Genomic DNA, 20739 nt, shown 5'->3' with positions numbered 1-20739 from the left:
GGGGGAAGTCCTCTTGGGACGTTCAGTCCTCGTCGGACTGAGGGACGGCCTCACCGGCCGGCCGGGTACGGCGCCTGCGTACGGTGACGAACGCGAAGGCCGCGCCCGCGAGCAGCAGGAACCCGGCCGCGAGGCCGATGGGCAGGGCGGGGACGCCGTCATCGTCGGAGGTGCTCGCGACGGGTTCGGCCGACGGGCCGGGGGACGCCGACGACTGGTCCGGCGTCGCGCTCGCCGTGGGGGTGCTGCCCAGGTCGGGCAGGGCGGGCAGTTCGGCGTCGTCGGTGGTGGCGACGGCCAGCGACACCGGGTCCATCTCGGTGCCCGCCTTGTACATCCCGCCGAAGGCCTTGGCACCCTCGGCGGTGAGCCTCGCGGGGGCTTCGGTGATCTTCGCCAGGCCGTCCTTCGCCTTGAGGTCCTCGGCCGTGAAGGTGACCAGGGGGACTTTGTCGCCTGTGAAGCCGGCGCCGGCCACGTCGGCGAGGAGCGTGCCCTTGCCGTCCGCGACGGTGGCACGGACGCCGCTCAGTTCCAGGTCGAGGCCCTGTGCCCCGGTGAAGCGGACCGCGCCCTTGAACGACGCCCTGAGGTCACCTTCCTTCAACGTCCCCTCCCCGTCGGGGAAGCGGAACAGCGCACCGCCGTCCTCGGCGCCGGACGACAGGGCCCACTCGCCCTTGGCGATGTCCCCGGTGACGTACTCCCGGAACGTGCGGCGCACACCCCAGTCGACGGCGCCGTCCACGAGCTTGCCGCCGGAAGTCTCCTTCTTCGCCGGGGACTTGGTGGCACTCGGCGTGGGCGAGGGTGCCGGCTTCTTGGTCGCCGCCGCCCGCACGTCCGCCGACAGGCTCACCGGGTCGAGCGCGGTCCCGGCGGTGTAGTACCCGGCGAAGGACTTGGCGCCCTGCGCGGTGAGCGTGGCGGGCAGGTTGTTGAGGGCGACCGTGTCGCCTCCGCCCCTCATGTCGATCCCGCCGAGGGAGAGGGAGGCGAAGGGCACCTGCGAGGACGTCGTGACCGCCCCGGTGCCCTTCGCCTTGCTGGTGACGTCCACGAACAGCGTGCCGCTTGAGCCGGAGATCCGGACGGTGGGCCGGCTGATGGTGAGGTCGAGCTGGTAGGTGCCGCCACCCGTCTTGTGGCCGACGAAGTGGACGCCGCCGGAGAAGGACGCGGTGAAGGCGCCGGTGTCGCCGTCGTACGTCCCCGTGGCCGAGTGGAAGCGGAAGCCGCCGCTGCCCACGGTGGCCGCGCCGCCGGTCAGGGAGTAACTGCCCTTCGCGATGGGCCCGGTGACGTAGCTCTGGAAGGACGCTTTGACGCCCCAGTCGAGCCGCCCGCCCTGCACGGTGCGGCTCGCGGCGGACGCGGCGGTCACCGGGAGCAGGGCTCCGAGGACGACCGCGCAGAGCACGGCGACCAGGACACGTAGGCGGACAGGCATGAGAGGTCCTCCGGAGACGACGGACACGACGACCGGTAGCGAACGAAGGTAAGGCTAACCTAAGCTTTGGCCAGCTGAAACGGCCGTGACCGAGCTGAAACGGCATACCGAGAGGAACGGACGGACCGTGCGACCCTTGCGCACACGACTGACGGGCGCCCTGCTGGCGGTGCTCGCCCTCACCACGGCGACGGCCTGTGGTGGCCCGTCGGCAGCGGACCCGGCGAAGAAGCCGGCCCCCACGACGACGACCGCCAACCGGGTCGAGCCCCTGGAGAACACCCCGGCTCCGAGCCTTCCCGCCACGGTCTCCGCGGCCGACGGCAAGAAGGTGACGGTCGAGAAGGCCCGGCGCCTCGTCCCCCTCTCCGGCAGCCTCAGCGAGATCGTCTTCACGCTCGGGCTCGGCGACCGTGTCGTCGCCCGGGACATCACCGCCACGTTCGAACAGGCGACGAAGCTGCCCGTCGTCACCCGGGGCCATGACGTCTCGGCGGAGAGCGTGTTGTCGCTCAAGCCGGACCTGGTGCTCGCCGAGACCACCACCGGCCCCGAGGAGGCCATGGACCAGATCCGTGCCGCGGGCATCCCGGTCCTCGTGGTCGCCCCGGCCCACGGCCTGGCCGACGTCGGCCCGCGCATCCAGGCCGTCGCCGACACCCTTGGCGTGCCGTCGGCCGGCCGGCAGCTGGCCGAGCGGTCGCAGGAACGGATCACCGCCGTACGCAAGGGAGTTCCCCGGCAGAGCGAGAAGCCGCGGGTCGCCTTCCTCTATCTGCGCGGCTCCGCCTCCGTCTACCTCATCGGCGGCAAGGACTCCGGCGCCGGCTCCCTCGTCGAGGCGGCCGGCGCGGTCGACGCCGGGGCCGAGTCGGGACTGGACAAGGACTTCACCGCCATCACCAGCGAGGCCCTCATCAAGGCGGCGCCGGACGCGATTCTCGTGATGTCCAAGGGACTTGATTCCGTCGGCGGCGTCGACGGACTGGTGAAGATCCCGGGCGTCGCCGAGACCCCGGCGGGAATGAACCGCCGGGTCGTCTCGATCGAGGACGGCGCACTGCTGAGCTACGGCCCGCGCACCGACCAGGTGCTGAGGTCGGTCGTGGAGCAGCTCTACAAGAAGAGAGACGCGGCATGACCGTGCTGGAGAAGGCCGCGCCCGAGGCGGTGGCCGAAAGGCCGCTCCGCAGCCGGCACACCACCGCGTGGCTGCTGACCGTCGGCATGAGCGTCGCCCTCCTCGTGCTCGTCCCGGTCGCCGCCGGGATCGGCGCCTACCCGATTCCGGTCGGGGACGTCCTCGGCTCCCTGCAGCACAAAGTCGGGCTCGGGGGCGGCGAGTTGGACCGGGTCGCCGAGTCCGTGCTGTGGAACGTGCGCTTCCCTCGGATCGTGCTCGCGCTGCTCATCGGGGCCTCGCTGGGCTGCGCCGGAGCGCTGATGCAGGGCGTGTTCGGCAACCCGCTCGCCGAGCCGAGCACCATCGGCGTCTCCCTGGGCGCGGCCGTCGGGGCGGTGGCCTCCATCTCGCTCGGGCTGACCTTCCTCGGCAACTGGACCCTGCCCGCGATGGCCTTCGTCGCCGGGCTCGGCACCGTACTGCTGGTGTACTCGATGTCCCGGTCGGCCGGCCGTACGGAGGTCGTGACCCTGATCCTCATGGGCATCGCGGTCAACGCCTTCGCCGGGGCGCTCATCGGCCTGTTCATCTACCTCGCGGACACCGCCGCGGTGAACCAGATCACCTTCTGGCAGCTCGGCTCCCTCGCCCAGTCCACCTGGCCCAAGGTGACGGCGGTCCTGCCCTGTGCGGTCGTCGGTCTGGTGGCGGCACCGCTGTACGCACGCCGCCTGGACCTGCTCGCGCTCGGCGACCGGCCCGCGCGGCATCTGGGGGTGGACGTGGAGCGGATGCGCGTTGCGTTGATCCTGGTCGTCGCGCTGCTCACCGCTGCCGCCGTGAGTGTCTCCGGGGTCATCGGGTTCATCGGGCTCGTCGTGCCGCATCTGCTGCGGATGGCGGCGGGGCCGGGGCATCGGTTTCTCATTCCGGGGAGTGCGCTGGGTGGGGCGGTGGTGCTGCTCGCGGCGGATCTTGCGGCGCGGACGGTTGCGGCGCCGGCGGAGTTGCCGCTCGGTGTTTTGACCGCGCTCCTCGGCAGCCCGTTCTTCTTCTGGTTGTTGCGCAGGACGCGGCGGCGACAGGGAGGTTGGGCCTAGGGGGAGGTCGTGTGTCGTCCGCGGGTGGGTGGGGGCTCGTCGCACAGTTTCCCGCGCCCCTTAGGTTCCTCAGTCCCCTTCTCAAGAAGGAGCCCTCTCATGAGACTTCTCCGCCCTCGTCCCGTTCCCCCGGCCCCCGCCGACCCCGGCGACACCCTCGCCGAGACCGAGAACCTCCATGTGCGCCTCGGCTCCCGCGAGGTGCTGCACAGCGTCTCCGTGACCGTCCGCGCCGGCGAGGTCCTCGCTCTCGTCGGGCCCAACGGCGCCGGGAAGTCCACCCTGTTGAGCGCGCTGGCCGCCGATCTTCCGGCCGCCGAGGGGGTCGTACGGATCCACGGGCGTCCGGCGGGCGACTGGTCGGCGCCCGAACTCGCCCTGCGCCGTGCCGTGCTTCCCCAGTCGGCGTCCCTCTCGTTCCCCTTCGCGGTCGAGGAGGTCGTCCGGATGGGCCGCGCCCCCTGGGCGGCCGTACACCCCGGCGGGGACGACCGCGCCGTCGCCGAGGCCATGGCCGCCACCGAGGTGACGGAGTTCGCCGTACGGCCGTTCTCCGCGCTCAGTGGTGGCGAGCGGGCCCGGGTCGCGCTCGCGCGGGTGCTGGCGCAGCGTGCGCCGTTGCTGCTGCTCGACGAGCCGACGGCGGCGCTGGACCTCAAGCATCAGGAGCTGGTGCTGCGGTTGTGCCGGGAGCGGGCGCGGGCCGGGGACGCGGTGGTGGTCGTGCTGCACGATCTGGGGCTCGCGGCGGCTTACGCGCACCGGGTGGCGATCCTGCGTGCCGGGCGGGTCGCGGCGGACGGGCCGCCCGCCGAGGTGTTCTCCGACCGGCTGCTGTCGGAGGTCTACGACCAGCCGGTGGAGGTGCTCCCGCATCCGCGGACGGGAGAGGTCCTGGTGACTCCGCGGCGCTGAAGGCGGGCAACCTTTGACGTTCCTTTGACTTCCCCATGGGGGCGATTTTGGCCAATTCGGCGATCCTTAGGTGCGTTAGGTGAGCCTCACCTTCCCGTTCCGCGTGAGGCCCGTCCCCGTCGTGCACTCTTTTCGGCCACCCACTGGAGCCCTCATGCGACCCGCCAGACTCTCCGTCGTCACCGCCGCCGCCACCGTGGCGGCCCTGACCGCCGTCACGGGGTGCACCGAGAAGGGCAGCTCGGCGGGCGATGACCGGGTCGTCAACGTGACCGCGACGGACGACAAGTGCGAGGTGTCGAAGAAGGAGTTCCCGGCCGGGCACGTCGAACTCGCCATCGAGAACAAGGGTTCCAAGGTCACCGAGGTCTACATCCTCTTCCCGGACGACCGCATCGTCACCGAGCGCGAGAACATAGGCCCCGGCACCAAGCAGACGGTGACCGCCGAGGTGAAGGCGGGCGACTACACCATCGCCTGCAAGCCCGGCATGAAGGGCGACGGCATCCGGCAGACCGTCAAGGCCACCGGCAAGGGCACGGCCGCCAAGCGCGACCCCCGGCTGGACAAGGCCGTCGCCGCCTACCGCGAGTACGCGCAGGAGCAGGCCGACGAGACACTGCCGAAGGCGGAGGCGTTCGCCAAGGCCGTCAAGGACGGCGACATCGAGGCCGCGAAGAAGGCCTACGCCCCCTCCCGCATCGGCTGGGAGCGCACCGAGCCGGTCGCGGAGTCCTTCGGCGACATCGACCCGAAGGTCGACGTCCGCGAGGACGGCCTGGAGGACGGCCAGAAGTGGACCGGCTGGCACCGCCTGGAGAAGTCCCTCTGGCAGGACAAGAAGCTCACGGCGGAGGACACCACCCTCGCCGACCAGCTGATCACCGACCTGAAGGACTGGCAGAAGCGGGTCGGCAAGGCCGAGATCACCCCGACCTCCATGGCCAACGGCGCCAAGGAACTCCTCGACGAGGTCGCCACCGGCAAGGTCACCGGCGAGGAGGAGCGCTACTCGCACACCGACCTGGTCGACTTCAAGGCCAACGTCGAGGGCGCCGAGAAGGCCTACGAGCTGCTGAAGCCGGTCGCGCAGGAGAACGACCCGGCGCTGGTCACCGAGCTCGACAAGCAGTTCGCGGCGCTGGACACGCTGCTCGACAAGTACCGCGCGGACAAGGCGTCGTACGACTTCACCTCGTACGACAAGGTCGGCAAGGCCGACCGCAAGGAGCTGTCGGACGGCGTCAACGCCCTCGCGGAGCCGCTGTCCAAGCTCGCCGCCGCCGTCGTCGTGAAGTAGGGACAACGCCATGACGGAATCGACCGAAGGCACTCCCTCCCGGCGTTCCCTGATCGGCTGGGGCGGTGCCGGGCTCGCGCTCGGTGCCGTCGCGGCCGGCGGTGCCGTGGCCATGACGCGCACCGGCAACGACGTGGAACCGGTGGGCGCGGCGGCAGGCGGTGCCGTCGCCTTCCACGGTGACCACCAGGCCGGTATCGCCACGCCGGTGCAGGACCGGCTGCACTTCGCCGCGTTCGACGTGAAGACCGACGACCGGGCCGAGTTCGTGCAGATGCTGAAGGACTGGACGGCCGCCGCACGCCGGATGACCGCCGGGCAGGCGGTCGGCGAGGGCGGGTTCGGCGGTCTGGCCGAGGCGCCGCCGGACGACACCGGTGAGGCCCTCGGGCTGAAGCCGTCGCGGCTGACCCTGACGATCGGCTTCGGGCCGTCGCTCTTCGAGAAGTACGGCGAGAGCTTCGGCATCGCTGACGCCCGCCCCGAAGCCCTCGTCGAGCTGCCGAAGTTCGCCGGCGACAACCTGGACCGGAACCGCAGCGGCGGCGACCTGTGCATCCAGGCCTGCGCGGACGACCCGCAGGTCGCCGTGCACGCGATCCGCAACCTGGCCCGCATCGGCTTCGGCAAGGTCGTCATCCGCTGGTCCCAGCTGGGCTTCGGGAAGACCTCGTCTACGACCCCCGAGGAGCAGACCCCGCGCAACCTCATGGGCTTCAAGGACGGCACCCGCAACATCGCGGGGACGGAGACGGACCGTCTGAAGAAGTTCGTGTGGGTGGACCCTTCGGAGGGTCCCGCGTGGATGAGCGGCGGTTCCTACCTCGTCGCGCGCCGCATCCGGATGCACATCGAGACCTGGGACCGCACGTCCCTCCAGGAGCAGGAGGACATCATCGGCCGGGACAAGGGCGAGGGCGCCCCGGTCGGCAAGGCGAAGGAGCGCGACGAGCCGTTCCTGAAGGCGATGCTGCCCGACGCGCACGTCCGGCTCGCGCACCCCGACTCCAACGACGGGGCGACGCTCCTGCGCCGCGGCTACTCCTTCACCGACGGCACCGACGGCCTCGGCCGCCTGGACGCGGGCCTGTTCTTCCTCGCCTACCAGCGCGACCCGCGCACCGGGTTCATCCGGATCCAGCGCAACCTGGCCCCCGACTCGCTCAACGAGTACATCCAGCACGTGGGTTCGGCGCTGTTCGCGGTCCCGCCCGGCGTCCGCGACAAGGACGACTGGTGGGGCAGCACGCTGTTCTCCAAGGAGGCGTAGTCCGTGTTCTCCAACTACCTGATCGGCCTGCGCGAGGGACTGGAAGCGAGCCTCGTCGTCTGCATCCTCATCGCGTACCTGGTCAAGACCGACCGTAGGGACGCGCTGAAGCCCATCTGGATCGGCATCGCGGTCGCCGTCGCGATCGCGCTCGGCTTCGGCTGCGCGCTCGAATTCGGCTCGCAGGAGCTGACGTTCGAGGCACAGGAGGCGCTCGGCGGCTCCCTGTCGATCATCGCGGTGGGCCTGGTGACGTGGATGGTCTTCTGGATGCGGCGCACCGCCCGGCACCTCAAGTCCGAGCTGCACGGCAAGCTGGACGCGGCCCTGCAGATGGGCACGGGCGCGCTGGTCGCGACCGCGTTCCTGGCCGTCGGCCGGGAGGGCCTGGAGACGGCCCTGTTCGTGTGGGCATCGGTGCGCGCGGCCGGCGACGGCACCCCGCGCCCGCTGATCGGCGTCGCCCTCGGCATCGCCACGGCAGTCGTCCTGGGCTGGCTGTTCTACCGCGGCGCCGTGCGCATCAACCTCGCCAAGTTCTTCACCTGGACGGGCGGCATGCTGGTCGTCGTGGCGGCGGGCGTCCTTGCGTACGGTGTCCACGACCTCCAGGAGGCGCGCTGGGTGCCGGGCCTGAGCGACAAGGCGTTCGACATCAGCGACACCATCGATCCGTCCAGCTGGTACGGCACCCTGCTGAAGGGCGTCTTCAACTTCCAGCCGGACCCGACCGTCCTCCAGGTCACGGTGTGGCTGCTGTACCTGATCCCGACACTCGCGCTGTTCCTCGCCCCGGTAGGGTTCGCCTCCGGGAAGGGGAAGGTGAAGGCACCTGATGAGCAGGGATCGCGGCCCTCGAAGGCTCCGCAGGCTTGACCGGAGCGCACTGATAGCGGCATCGCTGACCGCTTTGTCGTTGACGGCAAGCGGATGCGTGGTGGTCCACGGGGAGAAGGAAGTGCTCCCCTCGGCCACCAAGGCGGAGGCCGCCAAGGCCCTCCAGCAGTTCACAGCCGCGTACAACAAGGCCGACAAGGCCTACGACAGTTCCCTGGACGCCGACCATGTCACGGGCGCCTTCGGCGCCATCGACGAGGCGCGGCTGAAGGCGGGCAAGGCGGTCAGTCCCGACGGCAACGCGAAGCACGCGCCGCTGGAGCTGTCGGACACCAAGTTCACGATCCCGAAGAAGGCGGGCTGGCCGCGCTGGTTCGTGGCCGACGCGGCCGCCAACAAGGGCGGCAGCGCCCGCTGGGTCTTCGTGTTCAGCCGGGACAGCCTGGCCGATCCGTGGGAGGCGGCGTATCTGACGCTGCTGGCCCCCGATGACGTACCGCAGTTCAAGACGGACAAGGACGGCTGGGCCGAGGCCGTGCCCGCGAACTCGACCGAACTGGCCGTGGCGCCCGAGGACTTGAGCAAGGACTACGTGACCTACCTCAAGGACGGCGGCGACACCTTCGCAAGCGGCCGCCACACCAGCGCCTGGCGTACCGAGCGGTCGCAGAAGGCCGAGCGGCCGGGCTTGGTCAGGCAGTACATCGACGAGCCGTTGACGAGCGGCGACTACCAGCCGCTGGCGCTGCGCACGAAGGACGGCGGGGCGCTGGTGTTCTTCACCACGCGTCACTACGAGAAGGAGACCGCCCACACGGGTGCGGCCGTCCCCACGCCGGGCAAGGGCGTGCTGGCGCTGACGAACGGCGAGATCAAGCAGTCGCTGACGATGGAGTTCGTCTCCACCGATGTGGCGCTGGACCCGAAGGGCTCCGGAAAGGTGAAGGTCATCGGCCGGATCCAGGGAATGACCTCGGCGAAGGGCGAGTAGCGCGCCGCCGGGACTCAGTGGCGGCGCAGGGGCCAGGCCGCGGAGACGTGGTCGGGCTCCTCGCCGACGTAGCGGGCGCAGGCGTCGGTGAGTGTCTCCAGGAGGCTGAGCGGGTCGGGCAGCGGGTGTTCGAGGCCGCGTACCCAGTGCACGGACTGGTCACCGGGCAGCTGCGCCGGCGGTACGAGGACGTACGAGCCGCGGCAGTGCCAGCGCAGTCCCGGGTGCTCGTCCATGGTCTCGGGGTGGCAGTCCAGCTCGCAGGGCCACCACTCGTCCTCGTCCTCGGGGGTGCCGCGGGTGAGGGTGAAGAACAGCAGGCGGCCGTCGTCGCTCTCGGCGACGGGACCGACCTCGATGCCGGCGCCGAGCAGCCGCTCCAGGGCCTCCAGCCCGGCCTCGACCGGGACGTCCATGACGTCGTGCACCATGCCGGTGGCGGTGATGAAGTTGGCCTGCGGCTGGTGGCGGGCCCAGCGCTCGATCTGGGCACGGTCGGTGGTGGACTGCGTCTGCCAGGCGAAGGACACCGGGTGCCGGGCGGGCGTGGGACAGCCGACGCGATCACAGGAACATCGGTAGCCGGCCGGGTGTGCGGCGGGCGCGAGCGGCAGTCCCGCCGCGGCGGCGGCGAGCAGCAGGGCCTCCCGGCCACCGTCGCCGGCGGCCTCCTTGGGGCGGCGTCCGCGCAGCCACTGGGAGAGTTTGCCCTGCAGGCCGGTCCGGCCCAACTCCGCGCTCATCTATCCCCTCGCCTCGCTGTCGTGCGGAACAGCATGCCCTATGGTCCCACCATCGTGCGCTTCGGGGGGCCGTAGCGGACAACCGGGCCAGGTGGGGCGAGGCGTACACAGCACCTGGATCATCAGCAATGCGCCGCTTCGGCGTCATTCACGCCCTTACCGCGTGCGCGGGGCGATGCCGTGGAGGGCGTAGTCGACCAGGGTGTCCGTGTACTCGTACGTGATCGGGCCCGTGTACTGGAGCCAGCGCTGGGCGAGCGGGGAGACCCAGAGTTCGAGGGCGATGCGCGGATCGACATCCTGGCGGACCTGGCCGGCCTCCTGGGCGGCGCGCACCCGGTCGACGTACAGCTGGAGCGAGGGCGCGAGGAGCTTGGCCACGAAGACCCGCCCGAGCTCCTCGTTGACCACGCCCTCGGCGGCCAGGGCACGGGACGGGATCTCGAAGCTGGGGTCCTTGAGCTGGTCGACGGTGAGGCGCAGCACGGCCTTGAGGTCGGCGGCGAGGTCGCCGGTGTCCGGGATGGCGAACTCGTACTCCGGGCCTGCGTCCCGGGACGCCTGTTCACTCAGGTCGAGGAAGGCCTCCAGCAGGACGTCCGCCTTCGACGACCACCAGCGGTAGATCGTCTGCTTGCCGACACCGGCGCGGGCGGCGATGCCCTCGATCGTGGTCCTGGGGTAGCCGACCTCCCCGACGAGGGCGAGGGCGGCGTCGTAGATGGCCCGGCGGGACTTCTCGCTCCGGCGGGTGCTGTTGGGTACGGGTTGAACGGACTTCTGAGCTGCCATGGCTCGAATTTATCAGGTTGACAAGACGGAGCGTCTCGCCGGATCCTGAGAGGGCAATCGAGACGATACGTCTCGTCACCCTGCGGATGGCGAGAACGGAAGCGGAGAGGAGCCACACCATGGCCCGAGGCGGAGGAAACATGCTGGGCGTCGGCGGCACCCGCCGGCACCTCGGCCGCACGGAACTGCGCGGCGGCGGCCGCAACGGCCGGATCGGCGGCGCGGTCGACCCTCAGGCGCAGAAGAAGGAGCTGCTGCGCAGGTTCCAGGAGAAGAACGCCGACCACGAGGCGCACGAGGAGGGGGCGGAGGTGTCCCAGGAGAACGAGCAGGCGTCCTAGGCCTTGTCGTTTGGATCATCCCGGCGTCGCGGGGTCTGGCACGCACATCTGCGGCGTTGTCGTCGGTCGCCGACTCCCTCCTCCGCCTTGCAGCTGCACGCCCCGGACCCCGCTCGGGTCCGCCGAGAGGAACCGATCCTCACAGCCGAGCTGATCCAAACGACGGGGCCTAGTCGACCGCCGGCGGCCACGCGTCGCCCCAGTCCGCGTCGCGGGCCGCCTTGTAGAGGTCGCCGTGGCGCTTGGTGACCGTGGTGCGGCGCAGGGCCGGTTCGGACTCGCAGAGGTCGAGCAGGACCTGGCCCTTGCGGATCTGCGGCTTGCGGACGATACGGGCGGGGGCCGGGGTGACCGGGAGGCGGGTGGCGGCGACGTAGCTGAACTTCTCGTCCTCGTAGGCGAGGGAGCCGCCCTTGATCTGGCGGTGCAGGGAGGAGCGGCTGACCCTTGCCGAGAAGTGGCACCAGTCAGTGCCGGGGACGATCGGGCAGTCGGCGCTGTGCGGGCAGGGTGCGGCGACGTGGAACCCGGCGCCGATCAGGCGGTCGCGGGCCTCGATGACGCGGGCGTAGCCGTCGGGGGTGCCGGGCTCGACGATCACGACGGCCTGGGCGGCGGACGCCACGGTGTCGATGAGGGTGGTGCGGTCGGGGGCGGTGAGCTCGTTCAGGACGTAGGAGACGGTGACGAGGTCGGTGGGGTCGAGGGTGAGGGCCGAGCCGATGCGGGCCCGCTGCCAACGGGCTTGTTGCAGCGCCGGGTTGGCGGCGGCGATCTCCCTGCCGGTCTGCAGGGCGGGCTCGGCCCAGTCCAGCACGGTGACGCTGCGCTCGCCCGGCCAGGTCGCGGTGACGGCCCAGGTCGCGGCGCCGGTGCCGCCGCCGACGTCGGTGTGGCTGCCGGGGGTCCAGTCCGGTACGGCCTGTGCGAACGCCTCCAGCGCCGAGTGGACCGCCTCGAAGGTCGCGGGCATCCGGTACGCGGCGTAGGCCGCCACGTCGGCGCGGTCGCGGAGGATGGGGGCGTCGGTGGGGGTGGCGCCCCGGTAGCTGGCGATCAGCCGCTCCACGGCCTGCGCGGCCTGGCGGGGCGGGAGGCCGTCGAGAAGGGTGGCGAGGCTGCTGCGCAGGGCGTCCGCCGGGGATGCTGGGTCGTTCACCCGGCGATTCTATGGGGGCGGAGGGGCTGGGTTTCCAGCGCCGGTCCAGGAAATCCAGCCCGTCTGGGGGTGCCCCCTCTGGGGGAGTTTGAGGACGAGGCCCGTTCGGGGCCGAAGCGGGGGGCTGGGGGCGGCAGCCTCCAGGAGCGGGACGGGTAGGGGCGGCGGGGGCGAGGACAACGGCCCTACAACCCCCGCACCGCCCGCGCCACCCGAGTCCCCGCCCGCGCCCGCGGCCCGCTGTCCGGCGGCCGGCGTCGCGGATGCACCGCATTCGCCAGCAGCACCACGAACGTGTCCGTCACCGGATCCACCACCAACGACGTCCCCGTGAACCCCGTATGCCCCGCAGCCCCGTGCCCCGCCAACTCCCCCATGAACCAGGGCTGATCCACCGCGAACCCCAGCCCGGGCGCGTCCAGCAGCAGCTCCACGAAGTCCGGGCCGAGGATCCGGGCCGGACCGTACGCGCCGCCGGAGAGCAGGGCCCGGCAGAAGACCGCGAGATCACGCCCCGTGGAGAAGAGGCCGGCGTGACCCGCCACCCCGCCCAGTGCCCAGGCGTTCTCGTCGTGGACGACACCCCGCAGCATCCCCCGGTCCGCCTTGGCCCACGGCCGCCGCTGGTCCTCGGTCGCCGCCGCATCGGGGCAGGGGCCGAAGTGGGTGGCGGTCATGCCGAGGGGCCGGGTGATCCCGTCGTGGATCAGGACGTCGAGCGTGCGGCCGCTGATGCGTTCCAGGACGTGTTGCAGCAGCAGGAGGTTCAGGTCGGAGTAGCAGTACGTCCCCGGCACCCCCACCGGCGGCTCCGCCCGCAACCGCTCCAGCCGGTCCGCGTCGTCCGCACAGTCGTACAGCGGCAGTTCGGGCCGCATCCCCGAGGTGTGCGTCAGTAGCTGACGCACCGTGACGTCATGCACGGCCGCCGCGCGGAAGTCCGGCAGATACGCCCCGACGCGCGCGTCGATCCCGAGCGTGCCGCGCTCGATCTGCTGCACCGCGGCGACCGAGGTGAAGAGCTTGGTGAGGGAGGCGAGGTCGAAAGGGGTCGAGGTGGTCATGGGGACCTGCCTGTCGGGCGGCAGTTCCACCCCGGCGTCCTTCTGCTCGTCGTAGGAGGCATACCGCAGCGCCCAGCCCGCGGCCTCCTCGACGGCGAGGTAGGGTCCCCGCCCGACGATCAGCACCGCCCCGGCCGCCCAGGGGCGGGAGCCGGTCGTGAGGTCGTGGACCTCGCGGACGAGCTGACGGATCTCCTCGGGGTCGAGCCCGGCTCTCTCCGGCGTGTCCCCGCGCAGTCTCGGCGCGCTCAGCTCTCTGCTCCCTCCGCACCCGCACGGCTGTTCCAGGGACGGCACATTCCCATGAAGCAGGCCAGGGCCACCAGTGCTGCGGCCAGTTGGACGACGGCCATCGGGACGGCGGTGTCCTCGCCCGCGATACCCACGAGGGGCGAAGCGACGGCGCCGATGAGGAAGGAGGACGTACCGAGCAGCGCGGACGCGGACCCGGCGGCGTGCTTGGTGCGCAGCAGGGCGAGGGCCTGGGTGTTGGGCAGGGTGACGCCCATCGCGGACATCAGGACGAAGAGCGCCGCCGCCACCGGTACCAGTCCGACCTCGCCGAAGACGCCCAGCGACATCAGCAGCAGCGCGCTCGCGGCCAGGATGACCACGGCAAGACCCGCGCCCAGCACCCGGTCCAGGCTGACCCGCCCCACCAGCACCTTGCCGTTGATCTGACCGACGATCACCAGCCCGACCGAGTTGAGCCCGAACAGCAGGCTGAAGGTCTGCGGCGAAGCCCCGTAGATCTCCTGGATCACGAACGGCGACGCGGCTATGTAGGCGAACAGCGCGGCGAAGGCGAACCCGCCGGCCAGCATGTACCCGGCGAAGGCGCCGTCGGCGAGCAGTCCGCGCATGGCCCGCAGGGCCTCGCCGACCCCGCCGCTGTGCCGGTCCTGCGGCGCCAGGGTCTCGGGGAGGCTGCGCCAGACGAGGGCGGCGAGCAGTACGCCGACCACTGTCAGCACGACGAACACGCCCCGCCAGTCCGTCACCCGCAGGACCTGGCCGCCGATGAGCGGCGCGACGATCGGGGCGACCCCGGAGATCAGCATGAGGGTGGAGAAGAAGCGGGCCATCGCCACGCCGTCGTACAGGTCGCGTACGACCGCCCTCGCGATCACGATCGCCGCCGCCCCGGCGAGGCCCTGCGCCAGCCGGAAGGCGACGAGGAAGCCGATGTTGGGCGCGAGCGCGCAGAGCGCGGTGGCGACGACGTACACGGCAAGGCCCGTCAGCAGCGGGCGCCTGCGGCCCCATCGGTCGCTCATCGGGCCGACCACCAGCTGCCCGAGCGCCATGCCGGCCAGGCAGGCGGTGAGCGTGAGCTGCACGGTCGCGGCGGGCGCGTGCAGGGACCCGGTGACCTCGGGGAGCGCCGGGAGGTACATGTCCATCGCCAGCGGAGGTGTCGCCGTCAGACCGCCGAGGATGAGGGTGACGAGCAGACCGGTGGTCCGCAGGGACCGGGTGGGCGGTCTGTCCTTCTTCGGTACGGCCGACCGCGACACGTCCGGTATCGGCTCCGCCGGCTGTATCGGCCCCCCACGGTCGCCCATGCGCCCCTCCCTCTCCGAGTGATCCGCCCTCTATGCTCTCAGCTCGAACGGAGTGCCGAGGGTCACATGAGCGAGGGGCGGGGCCGCAGTGACGGAAGGAAGCGTGCGGTGGGGGATTCTGGCGACCGGTGGGATCGCGGCCGCGTTCACCGCGGATCTCGTGGACCTGCCGGATGCCGAGGTGGTGGCCGTGGCCTCGCGGAGCCAGGGCTCCGCCGACGCGTTCGCCGAGCGCTTCGGGATCCCGCGGGCGTACGGCGACTGGAACGCGCTCGCCGAGGACGGCGATGTCGATGTCGTGTACGTCGCCACCCCGCACTCGGCGCACCGAGTCACCGCCGGGCTGTGCCTGGAGGCCGGGCGCAACGTGCTGTGTGAGAAGGCGTTCACGCTGAACGCGCGGGAGGCCGAGGAACTGGTCTCGCTGGCGAAGGCGCGCGGCAGCTTCCTGATGGAAGCCATGTGGATGTACTGCAACCCGCTGATCCGGCGGCTCAAGGCGCTGGTGGACGACGGCGCAATCGGCGAAGTGCGCCATGTGCAGGCCGACTTCGGGCTGGCCGGCCCCTTCCCGCCCGCGCACCGGCTGCGCGACCCGGCACAGGGCGGCGGCGCGCTGCTGGACCTCGGCGTGTACCCGGTCTCCTTCGCCCAGTTGCTGCTCGGGGAACCGTCGGACGTCACGGCGCGCTCGATGCTGTCCGCCGAGGGCGTCGACCTCCAGACCGGCGCCCTGCTGTCGTGGGACAGCGGTGCCCTCGCCTCCCTGCACTGCTCCATCGTCGGCGGCACGGCCACCTCCGCGTCGGTCACCGGCTCGGGCGGCCGTATCGACATACCGCACGGCTTCTTCTTCCCGGACCGTTTCGTCCTGCACCGCGACGGCCGTGACCCCGAGGAGTTCACGGCCGACCCGGCGGACGGACCCCGCAACAGCCTGCGGCACGAGGCCGCCGAGGTGATGCGGGCCCTGCGCGCCGGCGAGACCGAGTCACCGCTGGTCCCGCTGGACGGCACGCTGGCCGTGATGCGGACGCTCGACGCGATCCGGGACCGCGTCGGCGTCCGCTACCCGGGCGAGGCCCCTGAAGCGGACCGCGCGCCCGAACTCACGCCTGCGTGAGCCCCGGCTCCCCCACCTCCGTCACGAAGGACGCGGCCGTCGTGACGGGCGCCCCGGGCCTGGTCACGTACGGCACCGTCTTGAAGTCGGTCCGCGCGAGCTGCTGCCCCAGCGCGACGGTCACATAGCCGCGCCGCCCGTTGTAGAACTTCATGTGCGGGTTGGCCTGCATGTACGTGTCCCAGTTGGCGGGCTTGTCGATGCCGTCCCGGCCGCTGGCGATCGACGTGGCGACGATCTCCGTGCCGAGGGTGGCGGAGTCGGGGTCGTCGAAGTCGGCCTTGATGTCGAAGCCGTACCCGACGTGGACGTCACCGGTGAGCACCATCAGGTTCTCGACGCCGGCGGCCCTGGCGCCGTCCAGCACACGGCGGCGGGAGGCGCGGTAGCCGTCCCAGGCGTCCATCGACACCCGTGACGGCTCGGTGAGGTCGAACTTGCGCTGGGCGAAGGTGACCTGCTGCGGTACGACGTTCCACAGCGCCGCCGAGTCGCGCCAGCCGTCGAGCAGCCACCGCTCCTGCGTCGCCCCGGTCATCGTGCGCGCCGGGTCGTCGACGTCCGGGCCGGGGATCTGCGAGCCGTCGCCGTATGCCTGGTTGGAGCGGTACTGCCGGGTGTCCAGCACGTCGAACTGGGCGAGCCGGCCCCAGCGCAGACGCCGGTAGAGCTGCATGTCGGGGCCGGCGGGCCGCTGCGGGCGGCGCAGCGGCTGGTTCTCCCAGTAGGCGCGGTAGGCGGAGGCCCGGCGCAGCAGGAACTCCTCCGGCGGGACGCTGTTCTCCGGGATGTCGTCGGCGTAGTTGTTCTCGGTCTCGTGGTCGTCCCAGGTGACGACGAACGGGTGCGCGGCGTGCGCGGCCATGAGGTCGGGGTCGGACTTGAAGAGGGCGTAGCGCAGGCGGTAGTCCTCCAGGGTCACCGTCTCGCGGTTGAAGAGCGCGGGGAGCGTGCGGTCGGTGTAGTTGCGGTAGCCGCCGACCGAGTTGACCGCGTACTCGTACAGGTAGTCGCCGAGGTGGAAGACGATGTCGACGTCGTCCTGGGCGAGATGGCGGTACGGCGTGTAGTAGCCGTCCGTGTACGCCTGGCAGGAGACGGCCGCGAGGGTCAGCGCGGTCGCCGTGCCGGTCGGCGCGGGGGCGGTGCGGGTACGGCCGGTCCCGCTGATCCAGGTGCCGGCGCGGAAGCGGTAGTAGTAGACGCGGTCCGCGTCGAGCTTGTCGACCTCGACGTGGACCGTGTGGTGGAACTCGGGGTACGCGATGGCGGCGCCGCGTCTGGCGATCCTGGTGAACTGCTCGTCGTGCGCCAACTCCCAGTGCACGGTGATCCGTTGGGCGGGCAGCCCGCTGTCGGGCTGGTACGGGGCGGGGGCGAGGCGGGTCCACAACAGGACGGAGTCGGGCAGCGGGTCGCCGGAGGCGACGCCGAGGGTGAAGGGATTGTCGGTGATCCGGCGGGCGTCGAGCTCGGCGGCGCTCGCGGCGCCCGCGGCCGGCAGGTTCACGGCGAAGGCGAGCGCGGCGGCGGCGCCCGTGACGGTCAGGAAGCGGCGGCGGCCGATGTGGCGGGCTGCCGCACGCAGTTCGGGGGCGTGCTGCTGGGGGTGTGCTGCGAGTGTCATCCGGTCCTCCCCTGACTGATGGATGCATGAGGCATTGGAGTGGCCGGGGACGACACTCGCTTGGCGCGTACACAACACTCGGATGGCGGATAAATGAGTTCCGGATGGCGGACCGTCCCGTACCCTGCGGCCCCATGAATGACAGGCAAACGGACACGAGGACGGACGCGAGGACCGCCGTGGTGACCGGCGCCGGCTCCGGCATCGGCCGCGCGGTCGCGGTGGAGCTGCTGCGCGCGGGCTGGTCGGTGGCGCTGGCGGGGCGGCGCGTCGAAACCCTGGAGGAGACGGCTGCGCAGGCACCCGGGGCCGCCTCGCTCGCCGTACGGACCGACGTGTCACGGCAGGAGGACGTGGCCGCGCTCTTCGCCGCCACGGTGGAGCGGTTCGGGCGGGTGGACCTGCTGTTCAACAACGCGGGGACGTTCGGGCCGGGCGGAGTGCCGGTCGAGGAGCTGCCGTACGACGCCTGGCGGCATGTCGTGGACACCAACCTCAACGGGGCGTTCCTGTGCGCACAGGCGGCGTACCGGCAGATGAAGGAGCAGGACCCGCAGGGCGGCCGGATCATCAACAACGGCTCGATCTCCGCGCACACACCCCGCCCGCACTCCGTCGCCTACACGGCGACCAAGCACGCGCTGACCGGACTGACCAAGTCCCTGTCACTGGACGGGCGGCCGTACGACATCGCCGTCGGCCAGATCGACATCGGCAACGCGGCGACCGACATGACCGCACGCATGCAGACGGGCGCCCTGCAGGCCGACGGCTCGGTGGCGCCCGAGCCCGTGATGGACGTGGCCGATGTGGCCCGGACCGTGCGGCACATGGCGGAGCTGCCGCTGGCGGCGAACGTGCAGTTCGCGACGGTGCTGGCGACGGCGATGCCGTACGTGGGCCGTGGCTGACGGCTCACCCGCCCACCCGCGATCTCCACAACTCACACAATCGGAATGTTGAATTCCGGCACATCGCGGCCGGTAAGCGACTTATGCTCAAGTCGTTCTGCACCAGAGCTTCACATATGAAGCAGACGGCTTCCGCAGGCCACTCCGAGGGGGGAGGCGGCAGCCGTTCCATGACACCGGGTGGGGGTGGACCTCGCGTGGGACCGCGAGGTACGCACCGGTGCGTGGAACGGCTGCCGGTTGAGCGGTACGACGGCGCTCAGCGGCCGAGGATCCGGTCGACGTCGGCCAGCTGCGCGGCGGTGAGCGGCCCCTTGGCGATCGCGCCCGCATTCTGCTCGGCCTGCTCGACGGAGCGGAACCCCGGGATCGGCACCGTGCGCGGGCTACGGCCCCACAGCCGGGCGAGGGCGCCCTGCCCGAGCGTACGGCCGCCGCTGGTGAGGACGTCCTTCAGCGCGTCCACGCGGGCGACCCACTCCGGATCGGCGTTGGACCCGTCCTCGAACCCTTCCAGCCACTGCGGCGGCCGGCTGCGGATGTCCCCGGCCTCCAGGGCCTGCCCGGTCCTGCGCCTACCGGTCAGCAGGCCCATCGCCAGCGGGCTGCGGATGGGTCCCCCCTAGAGCGGAGCCGAGAGTGAGGGAGCTCGCCAACTCCAGCTCCTCACACAGCGCGAACATCTCGGGGGGCGTCCCGGAGCACGTTGGCCGCGTGCTGCACCGCCGCGCAGTGCACCCCCCGCGCGAACACGGCGGCACGGGCCGGGTCGTCGGTGCTCCACGCGTAGGCCCGGATGAGCCCCTCGCGCACGAACTCCTCGCAGACGTCACGCAGCTCGGCGGCACGTTCCGGGTCGGCGTCGGACAGGTGCAGCTGGTACAGGTCTACGTAGTCGGTGCCCAGGCGCTTCAGCGAGGCGGTGTGTGCCCGGCGCGCGTACGGCACGGTGTCGTCGGCGCCGGTGAGGGTGCGGGCCTCCTCGTCGAGGACGTTGCCCCACTTGGTGGCGACGACGACATCGGCGCGGCGCTTGCCGAGAGCGCGGCCGAGGACGCGTTCGCTGTGTCCGGCGCCGTAGGTGTCCACGGTGTCGAAGAAGGTGACGCCCAGGTCGAGGCGCGCCGGACGGCCCGTACGGACTCCTCGTCGTCGACCTTGCCCCAGCCGAGCGGCTGCCCGTCCGCGGACTGCCACTCACCGCCGATGGCCCAGCAGCCGAAGCCGAGCGCGCTGACCTCGATGCCGGTCCGTCCCAAAGTCCTCTTGGTCTCCATGAGGGGGGACGTTGGAAGTTGGAGCGCACACGAGGGCAAGCGCTTGAGCGGTTGTGAGGGTGGGGGTGGCTTTGTGGCTCCCGGCTATGCCTGGCCGGTCTCGAAGCGGGAGATCCTGCCGTCGCCCTCTACCTCGAAGTGCCAGCGGGTGCGCATCTCGCCATAGGTGTCGTTGCGGTAGCTGGCGAGGAGGTCGCGACCGCGGTTCGACTCGTTGTCGACTTCCATGTGGCCGTTGGAGGAGAAGATCTCCCGCTCGATCCAGTCGGCGAGGTCGCGGTCGTTGCCGTCGTCCGCCATGGTCGCGCCGGGCGCGAGGATGCTCATGAAGCCCTCGCGGTCGTGGGCGTTGACGGCAGTGACGAAGGCACGGACGGCGGGGTCGCTGAGCTTGGACGTCTGAATCGTCATACCGGTCAGCCTCACACCGCCCCTGCGGCCCCGCCACCCGAACGGCGGCCAGGGCGGGCCGGGCGGGTGACCGAGATGCGACGGTGGAGCCGAGGGAAGGGATCCGCCACCGGTGGTCCGTTTCCGGGAGTCATCGTGCGTCATCGGGAGTCATTGTGAGTGCTTACGACCGACGTGATCTGGGCCTGCTGTTGCTCCGGCTGGGCGCCGGCGGCGTACTGTTCGCGCACGGCACGCAGAAGCTGTTCGGCTGGTTCGGCGGACACGGCATCGAGGGCACCGGCCAGTTCATGGAGTCGATCGGCTACCAGCCGGGCAAGGCCAGCGCGACGGCGTCGGGCCTCGCGGAGGCCGGCGGTGGCACCCTGCTGGCGCTGGGCCTGGCGACACCGGCGGCCGGTGCGGCGGCGGCCGGCGGCATGGCGGGCGCGGCCGCGGTGCACGCCCCCAACGGCTTCTTCAACCAGGAGGGCGGCTACGAGCACGCGGCCACCCTCGGTCTCGCCGCGACCTGCCTCGCGATCGCGGGCCCCGGCCGCCTCTCCCTCGACCACGCCCTCGGCCATGTCGTCGACCGCGGCTGGATGGTTCCCACGGCCCTGGCGACGACGGCGGCGGTGACGGCCGTGGTGATCGGGGTGCGGAACAAGAGGCTGGCCGAGGGGAGGACGGAGAGGGAGGAGCAGGCGGGGGTGTCGCAGGATCAGGAGGCCTTGTTCGAGGAGTAGGCAGCCGCTGTG

General features: G+C 71.4%; 19 protein-coding genes and 1 pseudogene. 11 read left to right on the top strand and 9 right to left on the bottom strand.

What is annotated here, in order from left to right:
• Positions 1 to 22: 22 nt before the first annotated feature.
• Complete coding sequence (locus tag ACZ7L5_RS07055) at positions 23 to 1450, bottom strand: HtaA domain-containing protein (RefSeq protein WP_471515063.1); 1428 nt, start codon at positions 1448 to 1450, stop codon at positions 23 to 25.
• Positions 1451 to 1586: 136 nt separating this feature from the next.
• On the opposite strand from ACZ7L5_RS07055, the gene ACZ7L5_RS07050 reads away from it, so the two are divergent.
• The 7 genes from ACZ7L5_RS07050 (at position 1587) to ACZ7L5_RS07020 (ending at position 8986) form a co-directional block, all read left to right on the top strand.
• Complete coding sequence (locus tag ACZ7L5_RS07050) at positions 1587 to 2591, top strand: heme/hemin ABC transporter substrate-binding protein (protein ID WP_471515061.1); 1005 nt, start codon at positions 1587 to 1589, stop codon at positions 2589 to 2591.
• Positions 2588 to 3673 carry a FecCD family ABC transporter permease gene (locus ACZ7L5_RS07045; protein WP_471515059.1) on the top strand — a complete coding sequence of 362 codons (1086 nt, stop codon included), beginning with the start codon at positions 2588 to 2590 and terminating at the stop codon, positions 3671 to 3673. Before ACZ7L5_RS07050 ends, ACZ7L5_RS07045 begins: the two co-directional genes overlap by 4 nt.
• A 99-nt stretch (positions 3674 to 3772) precedes the next feature.
• Positions 3773 to 4588, top strand: a complete 816-nt coding sequence (locus ACZ7L5_RS07040) for a heme ABC transporter ATP-binding protein (protein WP_471515057.1) — start codon at positions 3773 to 3775, stop codon at positions 4586 to 4588.
• Positions 4589 to 4742: 154 nt separating this feature from the next.
• Entirely contained in the window at positions 4743 to 5888 is a 1146-nt protein-coding gene (efeO, locus tag ACZ7L5_RS07035) for an iron uptake system protein EfeO (RefSeq protein ID WP_471515056.1), read from the top strand.
• 10 nt (positions 5889 to 5898) lie between these two features.
• Complete coding sequence (efeB, locus tag ACZ7L5_RS07030; protein WP_363044220.1) at positions 5899 to 7158, top strand: iron uptake transporter deferrochelatase/peroxidase subunit; 1260 nt, start codon at positions 5899 to 5901, stop codon at positions 7156 to 7158.
• 3 nt (positions 7159 to 7161) lie between these two features.
• Positions 7162 to 8034 carry an iron uptake transporter permease EfeU gene (gene efeU / locus ACZ7L5_RS07025; protein WP_471515052.1) on the top strand — a complete coding sequence of 291 codons (873 nt, stop codon included), beginning with the start codon at positions 7162 to 7164 and terminating at the stop codon, positions 8032 to 8034.
• Positions 7994 to 8986: an SCO2278 family lipoprotein gene (locus tag ACZ7L5_RS07020; RefSeq protein ID WP_471515050.1), complete on the top strand. Its 993-nt coding sequence runs from the start codon at positions 7994 to 7996 to the stop codon at positions 8984 to 8986. The genes efeU and ACZ7L5_RS07020 overlap by 41 nt, the downstream gene beginning before the upstream one ends.
• Positions 8987 to 9000: 14 nt before the next feature.
• On the opposite strand, the gene ACZ7L5_RS07015 is transcribed toward ACZ7L5_RS07020, so the two are convergent.
• On the bottom strand, positions 9001 to 9729 hold the full coding sequence (locus ACZ7L5_RS07015) for a bifunctional DNA primase/polymerase (RefSeq protein ID WP_362377977.1): 729 nt from the start codon (positions 9727 to 9729) through the stop codon (positions 9001 to 9003).
• Positions 9730 to 9885: 156 nt separating this feature from the next.
• Positions 9886 to 10521: a TetR/AcrR family transcriptional regulator gene (locus tag ACZ7L5_RS07010; RefSeq protein WP_471515048.1), complete on the bottom strand. Its 636-nt coding sequence runs from the start codon at positions 10519 to 10521 to the stop codon at positions 9886 to 9888.
• A 119-nt stretch (positions 10522 to 10640) separates the two neighbouring features.
• On the opposite strand from ACZ7L5_RS07010, the gene ACZ7L5_RS07005 reads away from it, so the two are divergent.
• Entirely contained in the window at positions 10641 to 10862 is a 222-nt protein-coding gene (locus ACZ7L5_RS07005; RefSeq protein WP_471515046.1) for a DUF6243 family protein, read from the top strand.
• A 169-nt stretch (positions 10863 to 11031) separates the two neighbouring features.
• Here ACZ7L5_RS07005 and ACZ7L5_RS07000 read toward each other — a convergent pair whose 3' ends face one another.
• From ACZ7L5_RS07000 to ACZ7L5_RS06990, 3 genes are all read right to left on the bottom strand, one after another.
• On the bottom strand, positions 11032 to 12021 hold the full coding sequence (locus ACZ7L5_RS07000; RefSeq protein ID WP_471515044.1) for a small ribosomal subunit Rsm22 family protein: 990 nt from the start codon (positions 12019 to 12021) through the stop codon (positions 11032 to 11034).
• 185 nt (positions 12022 to 12206) lie between these two features.
• On the bottom strand, positions 12207 to 13382 hold the full coding sequence (locus tag ACZ7L5_RS06995) for a serine hydrolase domain-containing protein (protein ID WP_471515042.1): 1176 nt from the start codon (positions 13380 to 13382) through the stop codon (positions 12207 to 12209).
• Positions 13334 to 14650: a multidrug effflux MFS transporter gene (locus tag ACZ7L5_RS06990; protein WP_471515040.1), complete on the bottom strand. Its 1317-nt coding sequence runs from the start codon at positions 14648 to 14650 to the stop codon at positions 13334 to 13336. The genes ACZ7L5_RS06995 and ACZ7L5_RS06990 overlap by 49 nt, the downstream gene beginning before the upstream one ends.
• Positions 14651 to 14738: 88 nt before the next feature.
• Here ACZ7L5_RS06990 and ACZ7L5_RS06985 point away from each other — a divergent pair, with 88 nt between their 5' ends.
• The gene (locus ACZ7L5_RS06985; protein WP_471515038.1) at positions 14739 to 15773 is read left to right on the top strand and encodes a Gfo/Idh/MocA family protein; all 1035 of its coding nucleotides are present in this window, start codon (positions 14739 to 14741) and stop codon (positions 15771 to 15773) included.
• Here the strand turns inward: ACZ7L5_RS06985 and ACZ7L5_RS06980 are convergent.
• Positions 15760 to 17400: an alkaline phosphatase D family protein gene (locus tag ACZ7L5_RS06980; protein WP_471515036.1), complete on the bottom strand. Its 1641-nt coding sequence runs from the start codon at positions 17398 to 17400 to the stop codon at positions 15760 to 15762. The genes ACZ7L5_RS06985 and ACZ7L5_RS06980 overlap by 14 nt on opposite strands.
• A 134-nt stretch (positions 17401 to 17534) precedes the next feature.
• Between ACZ7L5_RS06980 and ACZ7L5_RS06975 the strand changes: the two genes are divergently transcribed.
• The gene (locus tag ACZ7L5_RS06975) at positions 17535 to 18311 is read left to right on the top strand and encodes an SDR family oxidoreductase (protein ID WP_471515034.1); all 777 of its coding nucleotides are present in this window, start codon (positions 17535 to 17537) and stop codon (positions 18309 to 18311) included.
• A gap of 259 nt (positions 18312 to 18570) precedes the next feature.
• Here the strand turns inward: ACZ7L5_RS06975 and ACZ7L5_RS06970 are convergent.
• Both ACZ7L5_RS06970 and ACZ7L5_RS06965 read right to left on the bottom strand, forming a co-directional pair.
• Positions 18571 to 19588, bottom strand: a pseudogene (locus ACZ7L5_RS06970) (aldo/keto reductase).
• Between the two features lie 84 nt (positions 19589 to 19672).
• Positions 19673 to 19999, bottom strand: coding sequence for a nuclear transport factor 2 family protein (locus ACZ7L5_RS06965; protein ID WP_328882050.1), 327 nt, complete (start codon positions 19997 to 19999; stop codon positions 19673 to 19675).
• 155 nt (positions 20000 to 20154) lie between these two features.
• Here ACZ7L5_RS06965 and ACZ7L5_RS06960 point away from each other — a divergent pair, with 155 nt between their 5' ends.
• Positions 20155 to 20727: a DoxX family protein gene (locus ACZ7L5_RS06960; RefSeq protein WP_471515033.1), complete on the top strand. Its 573-nt coding sequence runs from the start codon at positions 20155 to 20157 to the stop codon at positions 20725 to 20727.
• Positions 20728 to 20739: the final 12 nt, after the last annotated feature.

This window comes from Streptomyces sp. NPDC107528 (assembly GCF_055639295.1).
The sequence above is the reverse complement of the archived record's forward strand: the minus strand, read 5'-3'. Positions and strand labels throughout refer to the sequence as shown.

Coding starts and splice junctions, on each gene's coding strand:
- ACZ7L5_RS07055 (WP_471515063.1), bottom strand. CDS start 1,450: ATGCCTGTCCGCCTACGTGTCCTGGTCGCCGTGCTCTGCGCGGTCGTC.
- ACZ7L5_RS07045 (WP_471515059.1), top strand. CDS start 2,588: ATGACCGTGCTGGAGAAGGCCGCGCCCGAGGCGGTGGCCGAAAGGCCG.
- ACZ7L5_RS07040 (WP_471515057.1), top strand. CDS start 3,773: ATGAGACTTCTCCGCCCTCGTCCCGTTCCCCCGGCCCCCGCCGACCCC.
- efeO (WP_471515056.1), top strand. CDS start 4,743: ATGCGACCCGCCAGACTCTCCGTCGTCACCGCCGCCGCCACCGTGGCG.
- efeB (WP_363044220.1), top strand. CDS start 5,899: ATGACGGAATCGACCGAAGGCACTCCCTCCCGGCGTTCCCTGATCGGC.
- ACZ7L5_RS07020 (WP_471515050.1), top strand. CDS start 7,994: ATGAGCAGGGATCGCGGCCCTCGAAGGCTCCGCAGGCTTGACCGGAGC.
- ACZ7L5_RS07015 (WP_362377977.1), bottom strand. CDS start 9,729: ATGAGCGCGGAGTTGGGCCGGACCGGCCTGCAGGGCAAACTCTCCCAG.
- ACZ7L5_RS07010 (WP_471515048.1), bottom strand. CDS start 10,521: ATGGCAGCTCAGAAGTCCGTTCAACCCGTACCCAACAGCACCCGCCGG.
- ACZ7L5_RS07005 (WP_471515046.1), top strand. CDS start 10,641: ATGGCCCGAGGCGGAGGAAACATGCTGGGCGTCGGCGGCACCCGCCGG.
- ACZ7L5_RS06990 (WP_471515040.1), bottom strand. CDS start 14,650: ATGGGCGACCGTGGGGGGCCGATACAGCCGGCGGAGCCGATACCGGAC.
- ACZ7L5_RS06980 (WP_471515036.1), bottom strand. CDS start 17,400: ATGACACTCGCAGCACACCCCCAGCAGCACGCCCCCGAACTGCGTGCG.
- ACZ7L5_RS06975 (WP_471515034.1), top strand. CDS start 17,535: ATGAATGACAGGCAAACGGACACGAGGACGGACGCGAGGACCGCCGTG.
- ACZ7L5_RS06965 (WP_328882050.1), bottom strand. CDS start 19,999: ATGACGATTCAGACGTCCAAGCTCAGCGACCCCGCCGTCCGTGCCTTC.